The sequence below is a fragment of the Micromonospora saelicesensis genome (assembly GCF_900091575.1).
GTDB lineage: Bacteria > Actinomycetota > Actinomycetes > Mycobacteriales > Micromonosporaceae > Micromonospora > Micromonospora saelicesensis.
This window is the reverse complement of the sequence record NZ_FMCR01000008.1, coordinates 85654-107636: the sequence shown is the minus strand read 5'-3', so window position 1 is coordinate 107636 and position 21983 is coordinate 85654. Positions and strand designations below refer to the sequence as shown.

Sequence of the window (21983 nt, the reverse complement as noted above, 5' to 3'; positions counted from 1 at the left end):
ACGCTCGAACATGGATGTGGTGGCCTCCCGACTCTCGGATGCCACTACATCCAGGATCCAGCGTGATCGTGCCGGGTCGACGCCGCAGGGACGGCCGGCGGTCCGGCACCCGCGCGAGCCGCTCGTCACCGGAGAGTGGCACGTCCCGGGAGAGCCGGTCGGCGACCCGCATGGGCAGTACGTTGTGCAGGACGGGCTCGTGGCGCCACCCAGGCACCCGCCGGGACGGCGAACGTCGCGAGCAGCCGGAGCAGCCGCCCGGCGGACAAAGCGAATAACCCACCAGCCTGGTCGGGAATGCGTCGCGGGTGGACGGAGTTGGGAACGAGCATGACAACTGTGGGACTGATCGGCAGTGGCAACATCGGCGGCACCGTGGCCCGGCTGGCCGTCGACGCCGGCTACGACGTGGTGCTGAGCAACTCGCGGGGCCCGGAGACCCTCACCGACCTGGTGGAGACCCTGGGCGAGCACGCCAGCGCCGGCACCACGCAGGACGCGGCGCAGGTCGGCGACCTGGTGGTGGTCAGTGTGCCGCTGAAGGCGTACCGCGCGGTGCCCGTGGAACCGCTGGCCGGCAAGGTCGTCATCGACACCAACAACTACTACCCGCAGCGCGATGGCACCTTCCCGGAGCTGGACTCCGGCGAGACCACCAGCAGCGAGTTGCTCCAGCGACACCTGCCGGACTCGCGGGTGGTCAAGGTCTTCAACAACATCTACTTCAAGGGTCTGGCCGCGCTCCCCCGGCCGACCGGCGCGGCCGACCGCAGCGCCCTCGCGATCGCCGGTGACGACGCCGCCGCGAAGGCTGAGGTGACCGCCTTCCTGGACCGGATCGGCTACGACACGGTGGACGTCGGCCCGCTGGCCGAGGGGTGGCGCTACCAGCCGGACACCCCGGCGTACGGCACGCTCTACTCCGCCAGCCCGACCGACTGGGAGCACCCGGCCCCGGGCGACACCGCGAAGCTGCGCGCCGCCCTGGCCGCCGCCACCCGCTGAGCAACGCCAGCCGCCGCCCTGCCGCGATCGCCTACCGGGTGGTCGTACGGAGGGCGGCGGCGAGTTCGTCGTCGTAGCTGGCGAACGGCCGCCCGTCCGCGGCGTACGCGACGAGCCGACCGTGGGCCATCGTCGCCGACCGGAACGAGAAGGTACGCGAACCCGGGTACGCGGCGAGCAGCGGAATGGCCCGGGGTGCTCCGCCCGGTGCGGAGTAGTACTCCAGGCGGGTCACCTGCGGGGAGACCACGCCGTTGACCCGGACCTTGGTCTTCTCGGCGCGGGTGCCGAAGGTGACCGGCGCATCGGTGGCGTATTCGGCGCACTCGGCCGGACCACGACAGACGAAGAAGTATCGCGGGTTGACCACGTCGTCGAGGGTGTACGCCTTGAAGGTGGGGTCGGCGCCGGCCGGCAGCGGCTGCACGGCGAAGAACGCGACGGCCACCGTGGCCGTGACGCCCACCCGCAGCCAGGCACGGCCGGCGGCCGGTCGTCTGCTCGTGCGCTGGGCGGCGACGGCGACACCGCCGAAGCCGACGAGGCACAGGAGGCACACCCCGACGGCACGGGCGTTCTCGAAGAGGAACTGCACCCCCGGCCGCGACGAGACCGGGCTGAGCACCGCGCCCAACGAGACGACCATGGCGGCGAGCAGTGCCGCGCCGGCGGCCCGCTGGGTGACACCGGACGCGCCGATCAGCAGCATCGCGGCGAGCACCGGCCACACCTGGTGGTGGGTCCAGGAAACCGGGGACGCGGCCACTGTGGCGCAACCGACGAGCACGGCGGCGTGCCCGGGACGGGCCTGCCGCGTCAGCTGCCGGGCCCGGAGCAGCGCCGCCACGCAGATCAGTGCCACCAGGGCGGCCCAGAGCACTGGCAGCGCCGTCTCGTCGACGCCGACGCGCAGCAACATTCCGTGCAGGGACTGGTTGCCCAACGAGGACAGATTGCCGATGCGCGAAGTCTGTCGCACGGTCTCGGTCCAGTAGGACCAACTCTCCCGGGGCAGCACGATCGCGGCGAGCCCCGCGCAGGCCACGAACGCGACCGCCGACCGGCCGGCGTCACGGTAGCGCCCGACGGCGAGGAAGTAGACCACGAACAGCAGCGGGGTGAGCTTGATCGCCGCGGCCACCCCGACCAGCGTCCCGCGCAGCCGCGGTGGGACGACGCCCAGCCCGTCGAGCAGGGCCATCAACACGATGAAGATGCTGACCTGCCCGAAGCGTAGGTTGCTCTGCACCGGCGCGGAGAGCATCAGCACGGTGGCCGCCAGCGCCACGACGAGCGGGCGCCGGGACTGTCGGGTGGTCAGCGCGACACCCACCGACCCGGCGATGGCGACGACCGCCGCGCACGTCGCCACCAGCCAGATCCCCTGGAGTACGCCCTCGCTGACGGCGGTGATCGGCCACAGCACGAGAGCGGCGAACGGCGGATAGGTGAACGGGCCGTCGTTCTCCGCCACATACCCGTACAGCGGCTTGCCGGCGCGCAGGTCGGACAGCGCACCGTAGTAGATGTGCAGGTCGGAGAGGCGATCCGGACGGCGCAGAACGAGCACACAGGACACCAGCGCGACGACGACGAAGGCCGCCCACGCCAGCGCCACCCGGCGATCCCGCATCGCCCGAGAATAGGCGACCGTCCTGGTCCGTGCGGACCCCGTAACGGCAGACGCGGGGCTTCGGCCGGGTCAGGTCGTGGGGGCGGGCGACGGCTCGTCGGCGACGCGGGCCACCCGGCGTGCCAGTTCGGCGCGCAGTCGGTGGACGTCCGGCGTGGTGGCGATCAGCGACACGTGGATCTCGTGCGGGCTCCGCCTTCGGGCCCTGTTCCAGAGGCCGACCCGGCCCCAGTCCCAGCGGTTTAGAACCGGCCGGGTCCGGTCCGGATCGGCGATGTCGACGACCAGGGTCGGGCTGATCCGGCCCCGCACCTCGGCGCGGTTGAGGTCGGGCCAGTCGACCTGAACCGTCCCGTCACCAGGCAGGGTCAGTTCGAGGAAGTCGCGGGTCAACCGAAGCGGCAGCCCGCCCTGGCCTCGCAGTTGCACGGGGAATCGGACCGCCGCCAGCACGAGTATCGGCCCGTGCGGAAGCGGGTTGTACCAGGCATTGCCGAACGCGACGCTGAGCAACGCGAAGGCCGGCAGGACCACAAGTGCCGCGCCGGCCACCCGGGCCAGCACCCGGCTGCGGGACCGCCGGAACCGGATCTCCCCTGCATCGACCTCCGCCACCATTGCTGCCCAGTTGCCACTCGTGAGCGAGCGCAAACGCCCGGGCCAGCTCCACGTCTGCCCTCGGAAGAACGGATGCCGCGGGTCAGGTGTCGATTCGTAGCCTCAGCGAATGGGGACGACGGGCACACCGGCGTACGACGCCCACGCGGACTGGTACGAGGGCTTCATCTCCGGCGGTGGCGACTATCTGCGGCGGGTGCACGCGACGGTGGCGGACCTGCTCGGCGCGGGCGAGGGGCCCTGCCTCGACATCTGCTGCGGTACCGGCGCGCACGCCTCGGTGCCGGCGGGTCTGGGTTGGACGCCGGTGGGCGTGGACCTGTCCGGCGGGCAGTTGCGGCACGCGCGAGGGCGGTTGCCGGTGCTCCGGGGTGACGCGGGCGTCCTGCCGGTCGCCGACGCGTCGCTGCCGGCCGCGATGTGCGTGCTGGCCAGCACCGACCTGCCCGATTACCCGGCGGTGCTGCGCGAGGTCGCCCGGGTGCTGCGCCCCGGCGGACGTTTCGTGCACCTGGGTGTGCACCCGTGTTTCGTGGGCGCGTTCGCCGACTGGAGTCAGTATCCGCGTGTCGTCGTCGACGCGCGGTACGCCGACCGGTCGCGCAGCTTCGACAGTTGGAACGCCAGCGGCGTGCGGGTACGGGTGGGTGCCTGGCATCTCCCCCTCGCCGATCTGATCAACGCAACCGTGGGCGTCGGTTTGCGGCTGGTCCGGGTCGTCGAGGCGGGCCCGGGCGGAGTCCCGGACCTGTTCGGCCTCCTCGCCCTGCGCGATCGATAGCGACAGCCGGCAGAAACATCGCTGTGGCAACTTGCGTCGCAGTCCTGTTCACGGGACCCTGTTCTCTGGGTTGCCGCCCGCTCACCGAACGTGTCCCCCGGAGGCGATATGCACACGCTCCGTACCGTGCCCCGCCGGCTGCTGGCCGGCTCCGGCGCGCTCCTGCTCGGCACCGCCCTCGCCACCGCCGCCATTCCGGTTCCGGCGAACGCCGCGACCGGCGCGGACACCGTCGGATACGTCCGGCTCGCGCACCTGTCCCCGGACACCCCTGCGGTGGACGTCTACCTTGCCGCACCGGGCGCGGCGAAGCCGCAGGTCTTCCCCGGGGTCGGTTACGGCGTGGTCTCCGACTACCTCGAACTCGCCCCGGGCCGGTACGCGGTGGCCATGCGCGAGGCCGGCGCCCCCGCCAGCGACCCCCCGGTGCTCACCACCGAGGTCGCGGTGACCAGCGGCGACGCCTTCACGGTGGCCGGTGTCGGTCGGCACGCCGACCTCGGCCTGCGGGTGCTCAACGACGATCTCAGTGCCCCCACCGACGGCCGCGCCAAGGTGCGGGTCATCCAGGCGTCGGTGCGGACCCCGGTGCTCGACGTGGCCGCCGCCGACGGTCCGATGATCGCCAACGGGGTGCAGTTCGCCACCACCACCGACTACCAGCAGGTCGAGCCGGGCAGTTGGCGGCTGAAGCTGACCGGTGCCGGCGGGCCGAGCACCGACGCCGAGGTGCGGCTCACCGGCGGCGCGGTCTACTCGCTGCTGGTGCTCGACGCGAAACAGGGCGGGCTCACCGCCGAGCTGCGCCGCGACGCCGAGGGCGGCACCGTCGTCCCGGCCGGCGGGGTGGACACCGGCGCCGGTGGCACCGCCGGGGCCGGGCTCGACGCGTACCCCCTGGTGGCCGGCGGTCTGGCCGCGGCGGCCGGCGCGGTGGCCCTGCTGCTCTGGCGTCGGCGGCGGCGCACCACCTGGTGAGCGCCGGGCCGGACCCGTCGATCCGGCGGCACCGTGACCGCCGGATACCGCTGGCCGCGCTGGTCGCGGCCGGCGCTGCGGTCTGCCTGGCCGCCGGCACCGGGGTCGGGCTGGCCACCACCGGCCCGCCACCACCGGTGGCGAGCTGGCACCCCGGCTGCGGCGACGACTGCCCGTCGGCGGCCGCCGCGCCCACGCCACACGGTCCACCCACGCGGGTACGCGTTCCGCGCATCGACGTCGACTCACCGCTCACCGTGCTGGGTCTGGACCGCACCGGCGCGTTGATTCCGCCGACCGACTTCCACACCGCTGGCTGGTACGGCGGTGGCCCGGCCCCGGGCGACACCGGTCCGGCCGTACTCGCCGGGCACCTGGACTCACGACGCGGCCCGGCGGTCTTCGCCCGGCTCGGCGAGCTACGGCCCGGCGACCTGGTGGAGGTGTGGCGCGGCGGGCAGCGGTTGCCGTTCCGGGTGACCGGGTCGCTTCGTACCCGCAAGGAGCAGTTTCCGACCGCAGTGGTCTACGGCCCGACGCCCGGGGCGGAGCTGCGCCTGGTCACCTGCGGGGGCGACTTCGACCGGCGGCGTGGCCACTACCTCGACAACGTGGTGGTGTTCGCGGTGACCGAGGCCCCCGACCCGATCCTGCCGACGTCCGCGGCAGGCTGAGTCGGCGCGGGGGGTCAGAGGGGGCGGCGGCCGGCGAAGCCGCACTCGGCCCGGTGGTACCAGCGCACGTCGGAGTCGCCCTCCAGCCAGCACCAGAGCACGGCGCGGCCAGCCCGCTCGCCGGGAAAGTCGAGCAGCACCGGGGCGATGCCCTTGACCTGGATGTCGTGCTGGTGCAGCTCGTCGACGACGGCGTGCAGCCGGGCTTCCAGCGCCTTGACCTCGGCCAGCCCGCCGAGCGCGCTCACGCCGTGGTCGGCCAGGTCGACGCGCAACTCGGCCAGGTCGGCCCGGACCCGGATCAACTCGTCGACGCGTGGTTGCAGGGTGGCCACCAGGTGCCGGGCCTGGGCAAGTGTGAACACCGGGCCAGTATGCGGCACGCACCGCCCCGCGACGCGCCCCGACCGCTCAGTCGGCCTGTGCCGCCAGCTCGCGGGCGCGATCCCGGGCGGCCTCCAGCGCGGCGAGCAGCGCCGCGCGTACGCCGTGCTTCTCCAGCTCACGAATCGCGGAGATGGTGGTGCCGGCCGGCGAGGTGACCGCCTCGCGCAGCTTGACCGGGTGCTCGCCGGAGTCGCGCAGCATCACCGCCGACCCGATCGCGGTCTGCACGATCAACTCGTGCGCCACCTGACGGGGCAGCCCGAGCAGGATCCCCGCGTCGATCATGGCTTCGACCAGCAGGTAGAAGTAGGCCGGGCCGGAGCCGGAGAGCGCGGTGACCGCGTCCTGCTGCGACTCGGGCACCCGGATCGTCTGGCCGAGCGGCTTGAACATCTCCTCGGCCAGCGTGAGGTGCGCACCGGTGGCGTGCGCGCCGGCGGAGATCGCGGTCATCGCCTCGTCGACCAGCGCCGGGGTGTTGGTCATCACCCGCACCACCGGGGTGCCCTCGGGCAACCGGCGGCTGAAGAAGCTGGTGGGCAGACCGGCGCAGAGCGAGATGACGAGCTTGTCGGCCGGCACCTTGGGGCCGATCTCGTCGAGGAGCGCGGCGGCGTCCTGCGGCTTGACCGAGACCGCGAGCACGGCGGCCTCGTCCACCGCGGTCAGGTTGTCGACCACCCGTACGCCGTACCGGGCGGTCAACTCCTCGGCGCGAGCGGGTCGGCGGGCGGTGGCCAGCAGCCGGTCCACCGGCCATCCCGAGCGCAGCAGCCCGGAGAGCATCAGCTCACCGATCTTGCCCGCGCCGATCACCGCGACCGTGTGCACTCCGGCTGACATGTCGGCCCGTACCCCCTCGAATTGGGTCGCGGCGCGGCGGACCCGCAGGCCCGCCGCGCCGCCGACGATCGATCAGCTGCCGAAGAAGACCTCGGCCTCGGCGTACCGCTCCAGCGGCACGGTCTTCAGCTCGCGGGTGGCCTCGGCGAGGGGCACCCGGACGATGTCGGTGCTCTGCATCGCGACCATCTTGCCCCAGTCGCCGTCGTTGACGGCGTCGATGGCCTGCAGGCCCAGGCGGGTGGCGAGCACCCGGTCGAAGGCGGTCGGGGTGCCACCGCGCTGGATGTGGCCCAGCACCACGGTGCGGGCCTCCTTGCCGGTCTTGGCCTCCAGCTGCTCGGCGAGCCACTGGCCGATGCCGCCGAGGCGGACGTGGCCGAACGAGTCGAGCTCCTGGTTGGCAAGGACCATCTGGCCGTCGAGCGGCTGGGCGCCCTCGGCGACCACGACGATCGGGGCGTACTGGTGCTGGAAGCGCTTCTCGACGTAGCCGGCCACCTGGTCGACGTCGAACTGACGCTCGGGCAGCAGGATCACGTTGGCGCCGCCGGCCAGGCCGGCGTGCAGGGCGATCCAGCCGGCGTGCCGGCCCATCACCTCGACGACCAGGGTGCGGTGGTGGCTCTCCGCGGTGGTGTGCAGCCGGTCGATGGCCTCCATCGCGATGTTGACCGCGGTGTCGAAGCCGAAGGTGTAGTCGGTGGCGCCGAGGTCGTTGTCGATCGTCTTCGGCACGCCGACGACGTGCACGCCCAGCTCGTAGAGCTTGGTGGCCACGCCGAGGGTGTCCTCGCCGCCGATCGCGATCAGCGCGTCCACGCCCTGGGCGGCAAGGTTGTCCTTGATCCGCTCGACGCCGTTCTCGATCTTGAACGGGTTGGTACGGGACGAGCCGAGGATGGTGCCGCCGCGGGGCAGGATGCCGCGAACGTCGGCGATGTCCAGCGGGCGGGACAGACCCTCGAGCGGGCCCTTCCAGCCGTCCCGGAAGCCCACGAACTCGTGACCGTAAGTGGCGACGCCCTTGCGGACCACCGCCCGGATGACCGCGTTGAGACCGGGGCAGTCGCCGCCGCCGGTGAGCACGCCGATACGCATGATCCGCTCATCCTCCTGGAGCATCAGGTAAAGCCCGATATGCCCCAGGGTATGTGTCAGGTCAGACCATCGGCGCCGTTGCCGGCCCGGGGCGGGCCGTCACTGCGAACTGTAGTCGGCCCGCCAGTACGACGACAGCGCGCCCCGGGCACCCACCCCCGGTCAGTAGGTCACCTCGTGGTTCTCGCCGGCCGTCGGTGGCCGGCCGGTGACCGCGGCCCTCGCGTAGTCGAGCAGGTTCACCACAGTGCTGTTCGGCGAGTCCCAGTACTCGGCCGAGCTGGCGTGCACCTTGATCAGCGTGAGACCGGAGGTGTCCAGCCCGTCGGGGAACCACGCCTTGAGCAGCGGGTTCCACAGCTGCTCGGCCCGGGCCCGGTCGAACCCCTCGGTGGCGGTGCCGGAGATCGACACCCACGCGTTGTGCTTCTGATCGGAGAAGGCGACGTTGACCTCCGGATTCACCCGGATCTGGCGGACCTTCGCCGAGTCGGCGTAGGCGAAGAACCACAGCTCGCCGTCGAACTCGGCCTCCTGGAGCCCCATCGGTCGACTCACCTGCCGCCCGTCCAGGGCAGTCGTGGTGAGCATGCAGATCCGCGCGGCCCGGGCCAGGCCGGTGACCCGGGCGCGTGCCTCCGCGGCGCTGCTCGGCTGGTCGCTCATGGCAATCTCCCTCGGCTCGGCTGGTCGAACCGTTGCCCGGGACAGAACCGGTCAAACCTACGGTGGAGCGGCCACCACTCAGCGGGCGGTCATCGCCCGCCAGCGGGCCAGATTGTGCCGGGCATCGACCAGAGCATCGTGCCGGGCCGCGTCCGCGTCCGGCAGGGGCGGCCGGCCCCGGTCGTCCCAGAGCTGCCGCAGCTCCTTGGTGTAGCGGGGAATCTCCCGGGGCAGCGCCGGCATCGCACCCCAGAGCTGGGCGAGCACCACGTGGTCGTACGCGGCGAACCAGGCCCACAGCTCCAGCTGCTCCCCCGGCCGGTCCCGGATCGGCTCCATCAGGAAGTCGTACAGGTCGTCGCGGATGCGCTCACGCGAGCGCCAGGCCCGGTCCGCCGGGGAGGGCAGCTTGTCCAGCACGTTGCGTCGGACCCAGGGCACGGCGCGGGAGTCGTCGAACTCGGTGGAGACCGCGTAGAACTCGCGGCCGTACTCGTCGACGACACCGATCGAGACGAGGTCGACGGTCGTGCCGTCCTCGATGAACTCGCAGTCGTAGAAGTAGCGGTAGACCATTCCGGGCATCCTCGCCCACTGCCGTACGGCCGCGCCCGGCGGGGCCCGTCCGGAGGCCGACCGAGCCACGATGACACCTCGTGAACGGCACGTCGCAGCTCGTGACGGTCACGGAAGTGCTTCGAGGGGTGTACAGCAAGCGACCGGACCGTCATGATCTGATGTGTACCGCTACCGGACGCCGAATCGGTGTCAGTTCACCTTGTCGGGGCCCATCAGGTTCGCCCGGTGAGCGAGTTGTGGTCCATGACCGGGGGAGGGGTTGGGCCGTGGAGGTTCGCCTGCCGGAGCCGGGTGACGCGCTCACGGGTGTCGAGATGTTCGCCGGGCTGGAGCCCGAGGTGCGGCAGCGTGTCATCGCCGCCGCCGTTCCACGCACCTACCGCAAGGGCCAACTGCTCTTCGTGGAGAACGACCCCGGCGAGTCCCTGATCGTGCTGCGCCGCGGCGCCGTGGCGGTCTTTCGCACCGCACCCACCGGCGAGCGGGCCGTGCTGTCGGTTATCCGTCCACCGGACGTGCTCGGCGAGGTCTCCCTGCTCGACGCGTCCACCCGGTCCGCCTCGGCGGAGGCCATCGAGGACTGCGCGGCGCTCGCGCTCTCTCGTGGCGCGTTCATGGAGTTGGTGCACTCCAACCCCCGCATCCTGGACGCCGTGATGCGCTCACTGGGCGGGCTGATCCGCCGGCTCACCGAGCAGAACGCCGACCACGTCTTCCTCGACCTGCCCGGTCGGGTGGCCAAGACGCTGGTGCGGTTGGCCGGCGAGAGCCAGGCACCGATGATCACGATCGAGCTCAACCAGAGTCAACTGGCCGAGATGGCCGGTGGTTCCCGGCAGAGCGTCAACCAGGCGATCGGCTCGTTCGCCAGCCGTGGCTGGCTGCGCACCGAGGGCCGCCGGATCGTGGTGACCGACGTGGCCGCGCTGCGCCGCCGCGCCGGCATGGCCGACCGCTGACCGACCGGCCCGTGCCGGCCTCGTCCCCCACCTGACCTCCGGTGTGGACGTCCGTCGCCGGTCGCCGATCGGCCCACCCGCACCCACGGCTGATGCCGGCCGCCACTGGCAACCGGCATCAGCGAACATGCAGGACAGACGAGTGCGGCCGGTGGGCCGATGGCCCGCCGACCGCACTCGGGCGATCAGTTCTCCGTGCTGTCGGCCGGCGGCGCACCCGGCCCCGGCCCGATCTTCTTCGGATCGGTCGGCTTACCAGCCGTGGACGTGCTCGACGAGGTGGTCGTGGTCTCCCCCGACCCGCCCGACTGACCCTCAGGCTCTTCCACCATGCCCTGCTCCTCCAGTTCGGCGAGAGTGACCGCATCGACGTCGATCGTGTCGCCCGGCGCCCACAGCGTGCCACCCGGATCGGTCCACGAGGCGGACAGTCGTACCTGCACGGCACTCTCCCTGACATGAAACTTCCTGGTACGGAACACTAACCCCGACCGATCGATGCCGTTGCCCGTCCGCACGTCGGGTACCCGACTGGCCGACCGGCCGCGATACTGGCCTCTCTTGCCCACGGAGCTGAACATCGACCTCAAGTGTGGACACTGCGCACGCGCGGCCGGGCCGGACGACCGCTTCTGCGGCGGGTGTGGCCAGCCGCTCGGGGTCAACTGTGCGCACTGCGGGCACGCCAACAGCACCGAGGTCAACTTCTGCACCAGCTGCGGTCAACCGCTGCGGGACCACGCAGTCGCGGTGCAGGAGGACCGGCGTCAGGTCAGCGTGCTCTTCGTCGACATCGTGGACTTCACCAGCTACGCGGAGCGGGCCGACCCGGAGCAGGCCCGCAGCCTGCAGCAGACCTACTTCGCCACGGTGCGCCGGATCGTGCACCAGTACGGCGGGGTGGTCGAGAAGTACATCGGCGACGCGGCGATGGCGCTGTTCGGCGCGCCGGTGGCCACCGACAACGACGCGTTGCGGTGCGTCCGCGCCGGCCTGGAGCTGCAACGGAACCTGGCCCGCCAGCCCGCCGGTCCGCAGCCGCCGCTGAGCTTCCGGGTCGGCATCGCGACCGGCGAGGCCCTGGTCGACCTCTCCGCCACCCGCGACGGTGGGCAGGCCTTCGTGACCGGAGACGTGGTCAACACGGCCTCCCGCCTACAAGGCTTCGCCCCACCGGGCGGTGTCGTCGTCGACGAGAGCACCTGGTCGGCCACCCGACACGAGATGGAGTACGCCGACCAGCCACCGGTCACCCTGCGCGGCCGGTCCGCGGTGAGCCGGATCTGGCTGGCCGTCCAGGTGCGACCACATCGGGACCCGCGCGGCGCCGAGCTGACTCCGATGGTGGACCGGGAACACGAGCGCGGCCTGCTGGTCAACGCGCTGCACCGGATGGTGACCGAGCGGACCTCCCAGTTGGTGACGGTGTTCGGCCCGGCCGGTGTGGGCAAGAGCCGGCTGCTGCGGGAGCTGGCCCGGCACGCCGGCAGCCTGCCCGGCCCACCGATCACCTGGCTCGTCGGGCAGTGCCCGCCGTTCGGCGAGAACGTCACCTGGGCAGCGCTGTCGGACATCGTGAAGACCTGGGTGGGCGTGCCGGAGGTCGACGGCCCAGTCGCGCTGCGCGAGCGGCTGCGGGCCCGGCTGGGGCAACTCGCCGACCCGCACGCAACCCGGTTGGCCGAGGCGCTCGGGCCGCTGATCGGTGTACCCGGCGAACGGCTCACCCCCGGCGAGACCGAGGCCGCCTGGCGGCGGTTCCTGCTCGCCCTGGCGACCGCCGGCCCGACCGTGCTGGTCTTCGAGGACATGCACTGGGCGGATCAGGCGATGCTCGCCTTCGTCGAGCAGTTGGGCGCGTCAGCGCGCGGCGTACCGCTGCTGGTCGTCGCAACCGCCCGGCCGGAGCTGCGGGAACGGCACCCGGCCTGGACCGGCACGATCAGTGGCGCGATGTCCATCTCGGTGCCGCCGATGCACGACACCGACATCGACACGCTCTACTCGCTGCTCCTCGGGCAGGCGACGCTGCCGTCCAGCTCGCGTACCCCGCTGATCGAGTTCGCCGACGGCAACCCGCTCTACGCCCAGGAGTACGCCCGGATGCTGCTGGACGGCGGCCTGCTCGACGCCGTCGGTTCGGCCGCCCGCCCCGACCTCGACGGTGGCGCGGAGATGCCCCGCACCGTGCAGGCGGTCATCGCCAACCGGCTCGACCTGCTGGACCCGGCCGACCGGGCGGTGCTCCAGGCCGCCGCCGTGGTCGGCGTGGTGTTCTGGGCCGCGCCGGTGGCGATGGCGTTGGGTCGGCCGGTGGAGTGGGTGGAGCGTGCGCTGGACCGCCTGCAACGTCGCGACCTGGTGTACGAGCAGAGCACGTCGACGATGCCCGGTCAGTCCGAGTACCGGTTCCGGCACATCCTGGTGCGCGACGTCTGCTACCAGCGGCTGCCCAGGGCCGAACGGGTGCTGCGCCACCAACGCACCGCCGACTGGATGGCACAGCTCACCGACGGCCGGCAGTACGACCTGGCCGAGGTGCTGGCCAACCATCGCTGGGCGGCCCACGAGATCGCCCGGACGGTCGGGCTGGACACCGCCCCCTACGCCCCGTCGGCGCGGGCCGCGCTGCACCGGGCGGCCCGCCGCGCGTACGAGCTGCACGCGCTGGACACCGCCGCCGCGCTGGTCGGCCGGGCGCTGGCCCTGGACGTCGGGCCGGACCCGGCGCTGGAGCTGTTCGACGCCGAGCTGGCGTTCTATCGGGACGGGGACGCCTTCCTGGTGGCGGGGGGCACGGACACCCTCACCCGGCTGGCCGAGCGGCTCACCACGAGCGGCGACCGGACGGGGGCGGCGCGCGCCTGGACGCTGCTCGCCACCGCCGCCTGGAGTCGGGCCGACCGGTCGGCGACCCTGCACTGCCTGGACCAGGCGATCGGCATCTACGGCGACCTACCGGACAGCCAGGAGAAGGCGAGCGCCCTGCTGGAGCTGGCCCGCGTGCACATGCTCAACGCGGAAACCGAGCCGGCGTGCACCGCAGCGCGGGCGGCAGCGTCCCTCGCCGAGCGGCTCCAGCTGCGCGAGGTCCAGGCCAACGCGCGGATCACCCTGGCCGTGGCGCGCTACCTGGCCGGCTCCGCCTCGGCGTTCCCTGAGTTGGCGGAGGTGACCGAGCACTGCCGGGTGGAGCGGCTGACCAGTCGGCGCCGGGCGGTGCAGAACCTGGCCTGGGCGTTGCAGGAGGAGGGCGACCTGGCCGGCTCGGCCCGGTTGGTCGACGAGCAGCTCACCCTCGACCTGGGCGGCGAGCACAGCCTGGCCACCAGCTTCGCCGACCAGTGGGCGCGGTCGTACTACGCGGCTGACTGGACGGCGGCGCTGGAGATGGCGGCGGAGTCGACCCGACGGCCGACCTCCGAGTGGGATCTGCACATCGTGGCGGTCTCGGGTTGGATGCGCGGGCTGGCCGGAGCCGAGCTGGTCGGCCCCGACCGGCCCGACGAAACTGCGGGGCCGGCCGCGAGGGGTGGGGATCTGGTCGAGCAGGCGCTGGTCGCGGCGCGGCGCACCGGCTTCCACCGGGTGCTGCGCTCCACCCTGGCGCACGCCGCCCTCTGCCGGGCGGTGCAGGGCCGCCGTGACGAGGCGATGGCGCTGCTCACCGAGCTGGACGAGGACTGGCAACGGACCCGGATGATTCCGTTCGCGGAGTGGGTGCCGGCCGTCGGGCACGTCGCCGGGGTGCTCGGCGCGGACGCGGCCCGGCTGGTCCGGCAACTGCTCGACCGGGCGCCCCGGATGACCCCGTGGGCTCACGCGGCCGGTCAGGTCGCCGACGCCACGTTGGCCCGGCACGCCGGGGACGCCTCGACCGCGGCGAACCTGCTGCGCTCGGCGGCGGAGAGCTACGCCCGGATGACCGACGTGACCGACGAGATCATCACGCTGGCGCTGGCCATCGGCCCGCTGGCCGAGACCGACCCACCCGCCGCCGCGGCGACCCGCGCCCGCCTGCACGACTTCGCCACCCGTCACCACGCTCCCGCCCTGCTCCACCTGCCCTGACCGCCGACCGGGCCGGCCCGGCGGTGGCTCAGGCGGCCAGCGGCGTCGGTACGGGCTGCTTGAGCTTCTGGGCGTAGACGTCCACGTACTCCCGACCGGAGAGCTCCATCAACTCGTACATGATCTCGTCGGTGACCGCGCGCTCGACGAACCGGTCGCCGACCAGCCCGGCGTAGCGGGCGAAATCCAGCGGCGCCCCGAACCGGATCTTCACTCGGTCGATCTTGGGAATGAGCTTGCCCGGCGGCTGGATCTCGTCGGCGTTGAGCATCGCCACCGGCACCACCACCGCGCCGCTCTCCAGGGCGAGCCGGGCCACACCGGTCTTGCCCCGGTAGAGCCTCCCGTCCGGGGAGCGGGTGCCCTCGGGGTAGATGCCGGCCACTCCCCCGGCCCGCAGCACCTGCAACTGGGTGTCCAGGGCGGCGCGCGCGGCCCGGCCACCGGAGCGGTCCACCGGAATCGTGCCGGTGCCGACGAAGAACATCTTGGTCAGCCAGCCCTTGATCCCCTTGCCGGTGAAGTACTCGGCCTTGGCGACGAAGGTGACCTTCCGGGCGGTGATCAACGGTGTGAAGATCGAGTCGGAGAAGGAGAGGTGGTTGCTCGCCAGGATCACCGGGCCGGTCGCCGGCACGTTGTGCAGGCCCTCCACCTGCGGGCGGAAGATCAGCTTGAGCAGCGGACCGAGGATGACGTACTTCAGCAGCCAGTAGAGCACCGGCGTCCTTTCCCGTGGTGTGCCCGCGACAGCGCCAGCCGTCGTCGCCGACGAGCCTACGAAGCGAGCGCTCTCACCACAACGGACGACGTTCGGGGGCCGAGGCATCGCCGTCCGCGATCACCGAGATCGCACTTGTCGCGCAAGAACGGACAAAGGAGCCGCGCCGCGACCTGCGGGAGCAGCCGTGACTTTGGAAGACGCGACACAACGCACTCCCGGAACCATGCCCTGACGTGTCACGATTCAGAGCACGGCGTGCGGACGGGCGCCGAAGGGCAGCGGCGGCCGCGCCGGCAGGCGCGTTAAGGGGGATGTCCGGGTGTCAGCGGGTGGGGCCCGCCGGGGACGGCGGGACAACGGGCTCGACGCGAACGAGTACGCCGTCGTCGGCGACGTCGATCCGCGCGTCGGTGAGCACCTGCTCGACGTGCTGGCCGCCGGCGGGATCGCCGCCTACCTCCAGCCCTCCGCCGACCTCAACCCGGTCACCCGCACCACCACCGTGCCGGCCCGCCCGGTCGACCGGCTCTACGTCGACCGCTCGCACCTGACCACCGCCCGGGACTACCTGACCCAGCTCGCCGACGAGACCGCTCCGGAGCAGCCACCCGCTCGCGACGAACCGGACATCGACGCCGAGTGGGCGCGGATCGTGGCGGGCTTCCACACCACCTCCACGCCCGGTGACCGCCCGTGGCCGGCCTCGGAGGACGTGGACGAGCGGGACAACCGGGACGAGTCGACCTCCGGACCGCTGACCCGCTCCGGCACCGACGAACCCGGTCCGACCGCCACCGACGTTCGCCGGCTGCCGTCCGCGACGGACATCTCCGGGATCTCCGTGGGGCGCGGCACCCGACCGGACGAGCCGTCGCTGCTGGACGGGTTGGACACCTTCGGCGCCGACCTGCCCGACGACGAGGACGACGAGGGTTACCACCCGCCGCCACCGCCGCCGCTGCCGCGGGTCAGCAAGTACGCGGTGATCGGCGTGCTCGGAGTGGTCGTCGGGTTCGTGCTGTTCCTCTTCCCGTGGCTGCTCCCGATCGACCGCTCCGCGGTCACGCTGTTCGGGTTCACCGGCATCCTGGCCGGTTTCGTCACTCTCATCTGGCGACTGCGCCCCGGCGATGAGGACGAGGACGACCCGGACAACGGCGCCGTCGTCTGAAGGCCGGCCCGCATCCCGGGACAGCAGCGCCCCGCCGGGGGCGTAACAGTGGTGTAACTTACTGTCAGTAGGAATACCGCTGAACGTCACTTCCCCCGCTGACTGACCGGTTTTTCCTTGCTCGCGGCGGTCAGTCCTCTGCTGATCGGAATGCCCGAGATGCGACAGAGTTCTCTCGTGGTGGTGGCCAACCGCCTCCCCATCGACGACAATCAGGCCCCCGACGGGGCCTGCGAGTGGCGGCGCAGCCCGGGCGGGCTGGTCAGCGCACTGCACCCGCTCCTGCGGCACACACCAGCTACCTGGGTCGGCTGGGCCGGTGGCACCGGGCCGGCCCCCGCCCTGCCGGACGTGGACGGCGTGCGGATGCACACCGTCGCGCTCAGCTCGGAAGACCTGCGCGACCACTACGAGGGGTTCGCCAACGCCACCCTCTGGCCGCTCTACCACGACTCCGTGGAGCAACCGCAACACCACCGCCGCTGGTGGGAGGCGTACCAGCGGGTCAACCAGCGCTTCGCCGAGGCGACCGCGGAGGTGGCCGAGCCGGGCGGGGTGGTCTGGGTGCAGGACTACCACCTGCAACTGGTCCCCGGCCTGCTGCGCGCGCTCCGCCCCGACCTGCGCATCGGGTTCTTCCTGCACGTGCCATTCCCGCCGCCGGAGCTGTTCATGCAACTGCCCCGCCGGGCCGAGCTGCTGCGCGGCATGCTCGGCGCCGACCTGGTCGGCTTCCAGCGGGTGCAGGCCGCGCACAACTTCGCCCAGTTGGTGACCCGGGTGCTGGAGCTGCCGGCCACCGACCGGCGGATCGGCATCGACGACAGGGTCGTCCGCATCGGCGCCTTCCCGGTCTCCATCGACACCGCCGAGATGGCCGCGCTCGCCGACCGCCCGGACGTGGCCGCCCGGGCCCACCGGCTCCGTCAGGACCTCGGCGATCCCCGGCAGGTCGTCCTCAGCGTGGACCGGATGGACTACACCAAGGGCATCGAGCAGCGCCTCAAGGCGTACAGCGAGTTGCTCGCCAGCGGCGACGTCAAGGTCCGCGACACGGTGCTGGTGCAGGTCGCCATGCCGAGCCGGGAACGCGTCGGCCAGTACCAGATCCTGCGCGAGCGCATCGAACGCGAGGTCGGCCGGATCAACGGCGAGTTCGGCCGGGTCGGTGAGCCGGCGATCCACTACCTCACCCAGCCCTTCGACCGGGCCGAGCTGGCCGCGCTCTACCGGGTCGCCGACGTGATGGCGGTGACCCCGTTGCGCGACGGAATGAACCTGGTCGCCAAGGAGTACGTGGCCGCCCGGGTCGACGACACTGGCGCACTGCTGCTCAGCGAGTTCGCCGGCACCGCCGCCGAGCTGTCCCAGGCGTACCTGGTCAACCCGCACGACCTGGAAGGGCTCAAGCAGGGCCTGCGCGCGGCGCTGCGGGCCGACCCGGCCGACACCATCCAGCGGATGCGGGCCATGCGCGCCCACCTGCACCAGCACGACATCCGGGCCTGGGCCCGCTCCTACCTGCGCGCCCTGGACGAGGGCGGCGGCCTGATCAGTCGCCTGACCAGCACCGACACCGTCTCCGACGGCGCTGCTCGGGTGCCCCGGCCGGCCACCCCGGCCGGCAGCCCGGGTGTCCACCAGGCCGGCGGCTGACCGCCGGCGGCCTGGCTGCTCAGTGCGCCACCGGCTCCTTCTCCAGCCAGTCCAGGATCGCGTCGATCGGCTCCGCCCACCGCGCGTCCAGCATCAGGTCGTGGCCCATCCCGGGAAAGAGCAGCGGGGCCGACCCGTACCGGCGGGCCACCCGGGTCAACGTCGACGCCGGCACCACCCGGTCGTCCGGGCTGCCCAGCACCAACACCGGGGGCGCGCCCACTGCCGGTTCGGCCTCCGGCTCACCCAGCAGCGCCCACTGCGCCCGCCGACCCGCCCGACCGAGGCGTCCGACATACCGCCGGGCCTCCTCGTCGGGCAACTCGCGGCTGAACAACTGCCCCCGGTTGAGCCGCAACGGCCCGCCGAACACCGCCGGCAACGTGCCCGCGGGGTTGCGGCGCAACGCCGCGCCCAGCACTCCCCAGCCGCCGAAGACCGGCGCCACCAGCACCGCGCCCCGCGCCGGGTAGCGGGCCAACGCGTGCGCCACCACCAGGGCCCCGGCGCCGTGCCCCACCAGCACCGCCTGCCGCGGCAGGCTCGCGGCCACCTGGACCACGTCGTGGGCGTACGCCCGCAGCGTCGCCTCCGGCGCCGGCTCGCTGCCACCGTGCCCGCGCAGGCTCACCGCGTACGCCGGGAACCCCCGCGACGCCACGTGACCCAACCAGTGCTCGGCGAACGCCCACGCGCCGTGCCCGAAGCCGGGTACGAACAGCAGCGGCGGACGCCCCTCCTCCAGCTCGGGGACCGCGCTGAGCACCTCCCGCCGGGCCGGCCGGACCGGCCGGGACCACTCCCGGCCCCGCATGATCCGCAGCTCACTACTCGCGCTCACCGTGCCAGCCTTTCGTTCGCGACTGCGGGGCTCGCAAGCTCACTCCTCGCGCTCACTTGCCCTCCAGCTCGACCAGGGCGCGTTGGATGGCGCGCAGATAGTCGGCGTGCCCGACCTCGAACCAGTGCCGGCTGCTGTCCTTGACCGGCCCGGAGTACCGCTCCCCCGCCCGGTCGCGCACCCGCTGCGCGAACGCCGTGGCCCGTTCCGGCCGGTCCCGACGGGCCTGTAGCAGCCGGGCGAAGAGCACCGTCTGCCAGTGCGACAGGGTGAACAGCCCGGAGTCCGGTTGCAGCAGGCCGGCGACGGCCAGTGTCGGATGCCCCGGGGTGAACGCGTTGAGCCACAGCGTGGGCCGGCCCGCGCCCGCGCTGTCGCCGAAAACCGACGCGTCGAGGAACTCGAAGCGCGGCAGGTAACCGGTGGCGAAGACGACCACCTCGGGGTCGATCTCGCGCCCGTCGGCCAACTCCACGGCGTACGGGTGGAACCGGGCGACGTCCGGCACCGGGCCGATCCCGCCGTGGCCCACGTAGTAGACGAGCTGACTGTTCGCGATCGGGTGCGTCTCGTACACCCGGTGGTCAGGCTTGGGCAGCCCGAAGCGGGTCAGGTCGCCGACGGTCAGCCGCAGCGTCCAGTGGTAGAGCCACTGCCGTACCCGCAGCGGCACCCGCAGCGCCAACAGGCTGTCGTTGACCTGGTCGGCGGGGCGACCGAGCACGTACTTCGGCGCGTACCAGTAGCCCCGGCGGGTGGAGTGCCAGCAGCGCGACGCCTGCTGGGCGGCCTCGACGGCGATGTCGCAGCCGGTGTTGCCGGCGCCGACCACCAGCACCCGCTTGCCGCGCAGCTGCGCCGGGTCCTTGTAGGACGAGGCGTGCATGATCTCGCCGCGGAACTGTTCGAGGCCCTCGTAGCGGGGCAGCTTCGGCGACCAGTTGTGGCCGTTGGCGATCACCACGGCGGCGTACCGGGCGGTGCGCTCGGGGCCGTACCCGCCGGTGGAGCGGGTGGTCACGTCCCACCGGTCCCCCTCGACGGGCTCGACCCGGATCACCTCGGTGCCGAACCAGATGTGCGATCGCAGGTCGAAGTGGTCGGCGTACCGCTCGAAGTAGGACAGCAGCTGACTGTGGTGCGGGTAGTCCGGCCAGGAGTCCGGCATCGGGAAGTCGGGGAACTGGGTGAACGGCTTCGACGAGATCAGGTGGGTGCTGGCGTACACCGGGCTGCGGTCGTGCCGCCAGTTCCAGGCGCCGCCGACGCCTGTCTCCCGCTCGTAGCAGTCCACGCCGAACCCGTGCTCACGCAGGTTCTTGATGGCCGTCAGGCCGCTGGCCCCGGCCCCGATGACGCAGACGGTGTCGCCCCGGTCGGAGACCGGGCGGCCGTCGCTGTTCGCCGCGGGCGAGGTCGCCTCCGGGTCGGGCCGGCCGTGGTCGGTGGAGGTGGACACCGGGGACATCTCCTTTTGGTACGGCAGGCGTGCCGGTCGCCGCGAAATCCTCTCCACAACCGGGCCGGATGTCCAGTCCTGGGCCGGACGTGCCGACGGTCGAGCCGGGGTCGGGGGTCAGTCGGTGGCGGGCAGCAGCAGGTCGACCAGGACCGGGAAGTGGTCGCTGGCCCGACGGGTCTGCGGGGTGTCCACCACGTCGTAGTCGACCACCGTGATCCGCGGGTCGACGAAGAGCGCGTCGATGCGTCGGCGCGGGTCGGCGCAGGAGTAGGTGAGCCGCTCGGCCCGGTCGGCCGCCACCGCCGCGTCGGTCAACCCCCGCGACACGGTGGCCCAGGCCGGCCCGTCCGGCCCCTCGTTGAGGTCCGCCCCGGCCAGCACCGGGCTGGTCGCCGCGTCCAGGCCACGCTTGAACTCGGTGGCCTGGGAGGGCCGCTCGGCCGGGTCGGTGGACAGGTGCGAGCCGGCGAGGGTGAACCGGGCGTCACCGACGCGGCAGTCGGCGTACGCGGCGCCGCGCAGGTGCCGGCCGGGGGTCAGCGGAAAGCGCTGGCAGCGGGTGTCCAGGACCTGGACCCGCAGGCTGGTCAGGAGCAGGTTGCCGAGGGCGGGCAGCCCACCGGCGGCCACCACCAGACCGAACGACTCGGCCAACGTGGCGGACTTCTGCCGCCACCGGAACCGGCGCGGCCCCTCCTGCACGATCACCACGTCCGGCGTCGCGGCCCGGACCACCGCAGCCAGCGCGGCGGTGTCGTCGCGCTGGCTGTGGACGTTGTACGACACCACGCGCAGCGGCACGCCCATCCCGGACCGCCTCAGATCCGGCGGGCCAGGTCGGCGGCGCCGATCACCCCGGCGCTGTTGCCCAGCTCCGCCGGGAGCACCTCGGCCACCGGCAGGCGACCGCGCTGGGCGAGCGCGTCGAGGTACGAGCGGCGGGTGGGACCGAGCAGCAGGTCACCGGCGTCGATCACGCCGCCGCCGACCACCAGGGTCTGCGGGTCGAGGATCTGCGCCATGTCGGCGAGGCTGGTGCCCAGCCACCGACCGATCTGGGCGAACGCCTCGGCGGAGACCGGGTCGCCCCCCTGCGCGGCGGCGGTCACCATCGGGCCGGTGATCGCCTCGGCCTCACCGCCGGCCAGCTTCAGCAGGGCGGTGGCCCGGTTGGGCTCCTGCCGGGCGCCGGCCCGGGCGAACCGGACCAGTGCGCTGCCGCTGGCGTACTGCTCGATGCAGCCCAGCCGGCCGCAGCCGCACTGGTGCCCGTCCGGCACGGCCAGCATGTGGCCCAGCTCGGCGGCGATGCCGTGCGCGCCGCGCATCAGGTCGCCACCGAGGACGATGCCGCCGCCCACACCGGTGCCGATGGTGAACATGATCATCGAGTCGTCGGCGTCGCGGGCCGCGCCGTAGCGGAACTCGGCCCACGCGGCGACGTTCCCGTCGTTCTCCACGATCACCGGCAGCCCGACGGCCTCGCTGACGTACTCGCGCAGCGGTTCGTCACGCCAGGCCAGGTTGGGAGCGAAGAGCACCGTCGAACGGCTGGCGTCGATCCAACCGGCCGCACCGATGCCGACGGCCTCGATGGTCCGCCCGGCAGCCAGCTCGCCGACCAACTCGATGATGACGTCGCGGGTCTTGGCCACGTCATCGGCGGGAGTGTCCCGTCGGGTCTGCACGAGGACCGTGCCGGTGTCGTCCACGACACCGCCGGCCACCTTCGTGCCACCGACGTCGACTCCGATGGTCAGCGTCACCGCTACCGCCCCCCTCTGCTGTGCTGTCCGGCCCAGGTTCCGGCCCAGTGCCGGTCCGGGTCGGAAGG

General features: G+C 72.6%; 21 protein-coding genes. 8 read left to right on the top strand and 13 right to left on the bottom strand.

What is annotated here, in order from left to right:
* Nucleotides 1–330: 330 nt before the first annotated feature.
* Nucleotides 331–1005: an NADPH-dependent F420 reductase gene (locus GA0070561_RS28920; RefSeq protein WP_091407601.1), complete on the top strand. Its 675-nt coding sequence runs from the start codon at nt 331–333 to the stop codon at nt 1003–1005.
* 31 nt (nt 1006–1036) lie between these two features.
* On the opposite strand, the gene GA0070561_RS28915 is transcribed toward GA0070561_RS28920, so the two are convergent.
* Both GA0070561_RS28915 and GA0070561_RS28910 read right to left on the bottom strand, forming a co-directional pair.
* Nucleotides 1037–2638: a glycosyltransferase 87 family protein gene (locus GA0070561_RS28915; protein ID WP_091407598.1), complete on the bottom strand. Its 1602-nt coding sequence runs from the start codon at nt 2636–2638 to the stop codon at nt 1037–1039.
* Between the two features lie 69 nt (nt 2639–2707).
* Nucleotides 2708–3253 (bottom strand): hypothetical protein, encoded by a 546-nt coding sequence (locus tag GA0070561_RS28910; RefSeq protein WP_141710486.1) that lies wholly within the window; start codon nt 3251–3253, stop codon nt 2708–2710.
* A 112-nt stretch (nt 3254–3365) separates the two neighbouring features.
* Here GA0070561_RS28910 and GA0070561_RS28905 point away from each other — a divergent pair, with 112 nt between their 5' ends.
* The 3 genes from GA0070561_RS28905 to GA0070561_RS28895 all read left to right on the top strand — a co-directional run bounded on the left by GA0070561_RS28905 (nt 3366) and on the right by GA0070561_RS28895 (nt 5689).
* Nucleotides 3366–4037: a class I SAM-dependent methyltransferase gene (locus GA0070561_RS28905; RefSeq protein WP_091407592.1), complete on the top strand. Its 672-nt coding sequence runs from the start codon at nt 3366–3368 to the stop codon at nt 4035–4037.
* 108 nt (nt 4038–4145) lie between these two features.
* Nucleotides 4146–5015, top strand: a complete 870-nt coding sequence (locus GA0070561_RS28900) for a DUF4397 domain-containing protein (protein WP_091407589.1) — start codon at nt 4146–4148, stop codon at nt 5013–5015.
* Nucleotides 5012–5689, top strand: a complete 678-nt coding sequence (locus tag GA0070561_RS28895) for a class F sortase (RefSeq protein ID WP_244166478.1) — start codon at nt 5012–5014, stop codon at nt 5687–5689. The genes GA0070561_RS28900 and GA0070561_RS28895 overlap by 4 nt, the downstream gene beginning before the upstream one ends.
* 14 nt (nt 5690–5703) lie before the next feature.
* On the opposite strand, the gene GA0070561_RS28890 is transcribed toward GA0070561_RS28895, so the two are convergent.
* The 5 genes from GA0070561_RS28890 to GA0070561_RS28870 form a co-directional block, all read right to left on the bottom strand.
* Entirely contained in the window at nt 5704–6054 is a 351-nt protein-coding gene (locus tag GA0070561_RS28890; RefSeq protein WP_091407586.1) for a DUF2203 domain-containing protein, read from the bottom strand.
* A gap of 46 nt (nt 6055–6100) precedes the next feature.
* Nucleotides 6101–6919, bottom strand: a complete 819-nt coding sequence (proC, locus tag GA0070561_RS28885; RefSeq protein ID WP_091407583.1) for a pyrroline-5-carboxylate reductase — start codon at nt 6917–6919, stop codon at nt 6101–6103.
* Nucleotides 6920–6991: 72 nt separating this feature from the next.
* The gene (locus tag GA0070561_RS28880) at nt 6992–8020 is read right to left on the bottom strand and encodes a 6-phosphofructokinase (protein ID WP_091408060.1); all 1029 of its coding nucleotides are present in this window, start codon (nt 8018–8020) and stop codon (nt 6992–6994) included.
* Between the two features lie 162 nt (nt 8021–8182).
* Nucleotides 8183–8686, bottom strand: coding sequence for a pyridoxamine 5'-phosphate oxidase family protein (locus GA0070561_RS28875; RefSeq protein ID WP_091407580.1), 504 nt, complete (start codon nt 8684–8686; stop codon nt 8183–8185).
* Between the two features lie 78 nt (nt 8687–8764).
* The gene (locus tag GA0070561_RS28870; RefSeq protein WP_091407578.1) at nt 8765–9262 is read right to left on the bottom strand and encodes a polyadenylate-specific 3'-exoribonuclease AS; all 498 of its coding nucleotides are present in this window, start codon (nt 9260–9262) and stop codon (nt 8765–8767) included.
* Between the two features lie 269 nt (nt 9263–9531).
* Here GA0070561_RS28870 and GA0070561_RS28865 point away from each other — a divergent pair, with 269 nt between their 5' ends.
* Entirely contained in the window at nt 9532–10224 is a 693-nt protein-coding gene (locus tag GA0070561_RS28865; RefSeq protein ID WP_091407574.1) for a Crp/Fnr family transcriptional regulator, read from the top strand.
* Nucleotides 10225–10409: 185 nt separating this feature from the next.
* Here GA0070561_RS28865 and GA0070561_RS28860 read toward each other — a convergent pair whose 3' ends face one another.
* On the bottom strand, nt 10410–10667 hold the full coding sequence (locus GA0070561_RS28860; RefSeq protein ID WP_084597913.1) for a hypothetical protein: 258 nt from the start codon (nt 10665–10667) through the stop codon (nt 10410–10412).
* A 118-nt stretch (nt 10668–10785) separates the two neighbouring features.
* Between GA0070561_RS28860 and GA0070561_RS28855 the strand changes: the two genes are divergently transcribed.
* The gene (locus tag GA0070561_RS28855) at nt 10786–14295 is read left to right on the top strand and encodes an AAA family ATPase (RefSeq protein ID WP_244166477.1); all 3510 of its coding nucleotides are present in this window, start codon (nt 10786–10788) and stop codon (nt 14293–14295) included.
* A gap of 28 nt (nt 14296–14323) precedes the next feature.
* On the opposite strand, the gene GA0070561_RS28850 is transcribed toward GA0070561_RS28855, so the two are convergent.
* Nucleotides 14324–15016, bottom strand: coding sequence for a lysophospholipid acyltransferase family protein (locus GA0070561_RS28850; protein WP_091407571.1), 693 nt, complete (start codon nt 15014–15016; stop codon nt 14324–14326).
* A gap of 322 nt (nt 15017–15338) precedes the next feature.
* Here GA0070561_RS28850 and GA0070561_RS28845 point away from each other — a divergent pair, with 322 nt between their 5' ends.
* Nucleotides 15339–16190, top strand: a complete 852-nt coding sequence (locus GA0070561_RS28845) for a hypothetical protein (protein ID WP_091407568.1) — start codon at nt 15339–15341, stop codon at nt 16188–16190.
* Between the two features lie 159 nt (nt 16191–16349).
* A complete protein-coding gene (locus GA0070561_RS28840) occupies nt 16350–17846 on the top strand; it encodes an alpha,alpha-trehalose-phosphate synthase (UDP-forming) (RefSeq protein ID WP_244166492.1) in 1497 nt (498 codons plus the stop codon).
* Between the two features lie 19 nt (nt 17847–17865).
* On the opposite strand, the gene GA0070561_RS28835 is transcribed toward GA0070561_RS28840, so the two are convergent.
* The 4 genes from GA0070561_RS28835 to GA0070561_RS28820 form a co-directional block, all read right to left on the bottom strand.
* The gene (locus GA0070561_RS28835; RefSeq protein ID WP_091408054.1) at nt 17866–18660 is read right to left on the bottom strand and encodes an alpha/beta hydrolase; all 795 of its coding nucleotides are present in this window, start codon (nt 18658–18660) and stop codon (nt 17866–17868) included.
* Between the two features lie 79 nt (nt 18661–18739).
* Entirely contained in the window at nt 18740–20146 is a 1407-nt protein-coding gene (locus tag GA0070561_RS28830; protein ID WP_091408051.1) for a flavin-containing monooxygenase, read from the bottom strand.
* A gap of 117 nt (nt 20147–20263) precedes the next feature.
* Nucleotides 20264–20956, bottom strand: a complete 693-nt coding sequence (locus GA0070561_RS28825; RefSeq protein WP_091407563.1) for an endonuclease/exonuclease/phosphatase family protein — start codon at nt 20954–20956, stop codon at nt 20264–20266.
* A gap of 11 nt (nt 20957–20967) precedes the next feature.
* Nucleotides 20968–21915, bottom strand: coding sequence for an ROK family glucokinase (locus GA0070561_RS28820; RefSeq protein WP_091407561.1), 948 nt, complete (start codon nt 21913–21915; stop codon nt 20968–20970).
* Nucleotides 21916–21983: the final 68 nt, after the last annotated feature.

Excerpts from the sequence above, each read along its gene's own strand:
- GA0070561_RS28920 (WP_091407601.1), top strand. The coding sequence starts at position 331 with ATGACAACTGTGGGACTGATCGGCAGTGGCAACATCGGCGGCACCGTG.
- GA0070561_RS28915 (WP_091407598.1), bottom strand. The coding sequence starts at position 2,638 with ATGCGGGATCGCCGGGTGGCGCTGGCGTGGGCGGCCTTCGTCGTCGTC.
- GA0070561_RS28905 (WP_091407592.1), top strand. The coding sequence starts at position 3,366 with ATGGGGACGACGGGCACACCGGCGTACGACGCCCACGCGGACTGGTAC.
- GA0070561_RS28900 (WP_091407589.1), top strand. The coding sequence starts at position 4,146 with ATGCACACGCTCCGTACCGTGCCCCGCCGGCTGCTGGCCGGCTCCGGC.
- proC (WP_091407583.1), bottom strand. The coding sequence starts at position 6,919 with ATGTCAGCCGGAGTGCACACGGTCGCGGTGATCGGCGCGGGCAAGATC.
- GA0070561_RS28880 (WP_091408060.1), bottom strand. The coding sequence starts at position 8,020 with ATGCGTATCGGCGTGCTCACCGGCGGCGGCGACTGCCCCGGTCTCAAC.
- GA0070561_RS28875 (WP_091407580.1), bottom strand. The coding sequence starts at position 8,686 with ATGAGCGACCAGCCGAGCAGCGCCGCGGAGGCACGCGCCCGGGTCACC.
- GA0070561_RS28870 (WP_091407578.1), bottom strand. The coding sequence starts at position 9,262 with ATGGTCTACCGCTACTTCTACGACTGCGAGTTCATCGAGGACGGCACG.
- GA0070561_RS28840 (WP_244166492.1), top strand. The coding sequence starts at position 16,350 with ATGCGACAGAGTTCTCTCGTGGTGGTGGCCAACCGCCTCCCCATCGAC.
- GA0070561_RS28835 (WP_091408054.1), bottom strand. The coding sequence starts at position 18,660 with ATGCGGGGCCGGGAGTGGTCCCGGCCGGTCCGGCCGGCCCGGCGGGAG.
- GA0070561_RS28825 (WP_091407563.1), bottom strand. The coding sequence starts at position 20,956 with ATGGGCGTGCCGCTGCGCGTGGTGTCGTACAACGTCCACAGCCAGCGC.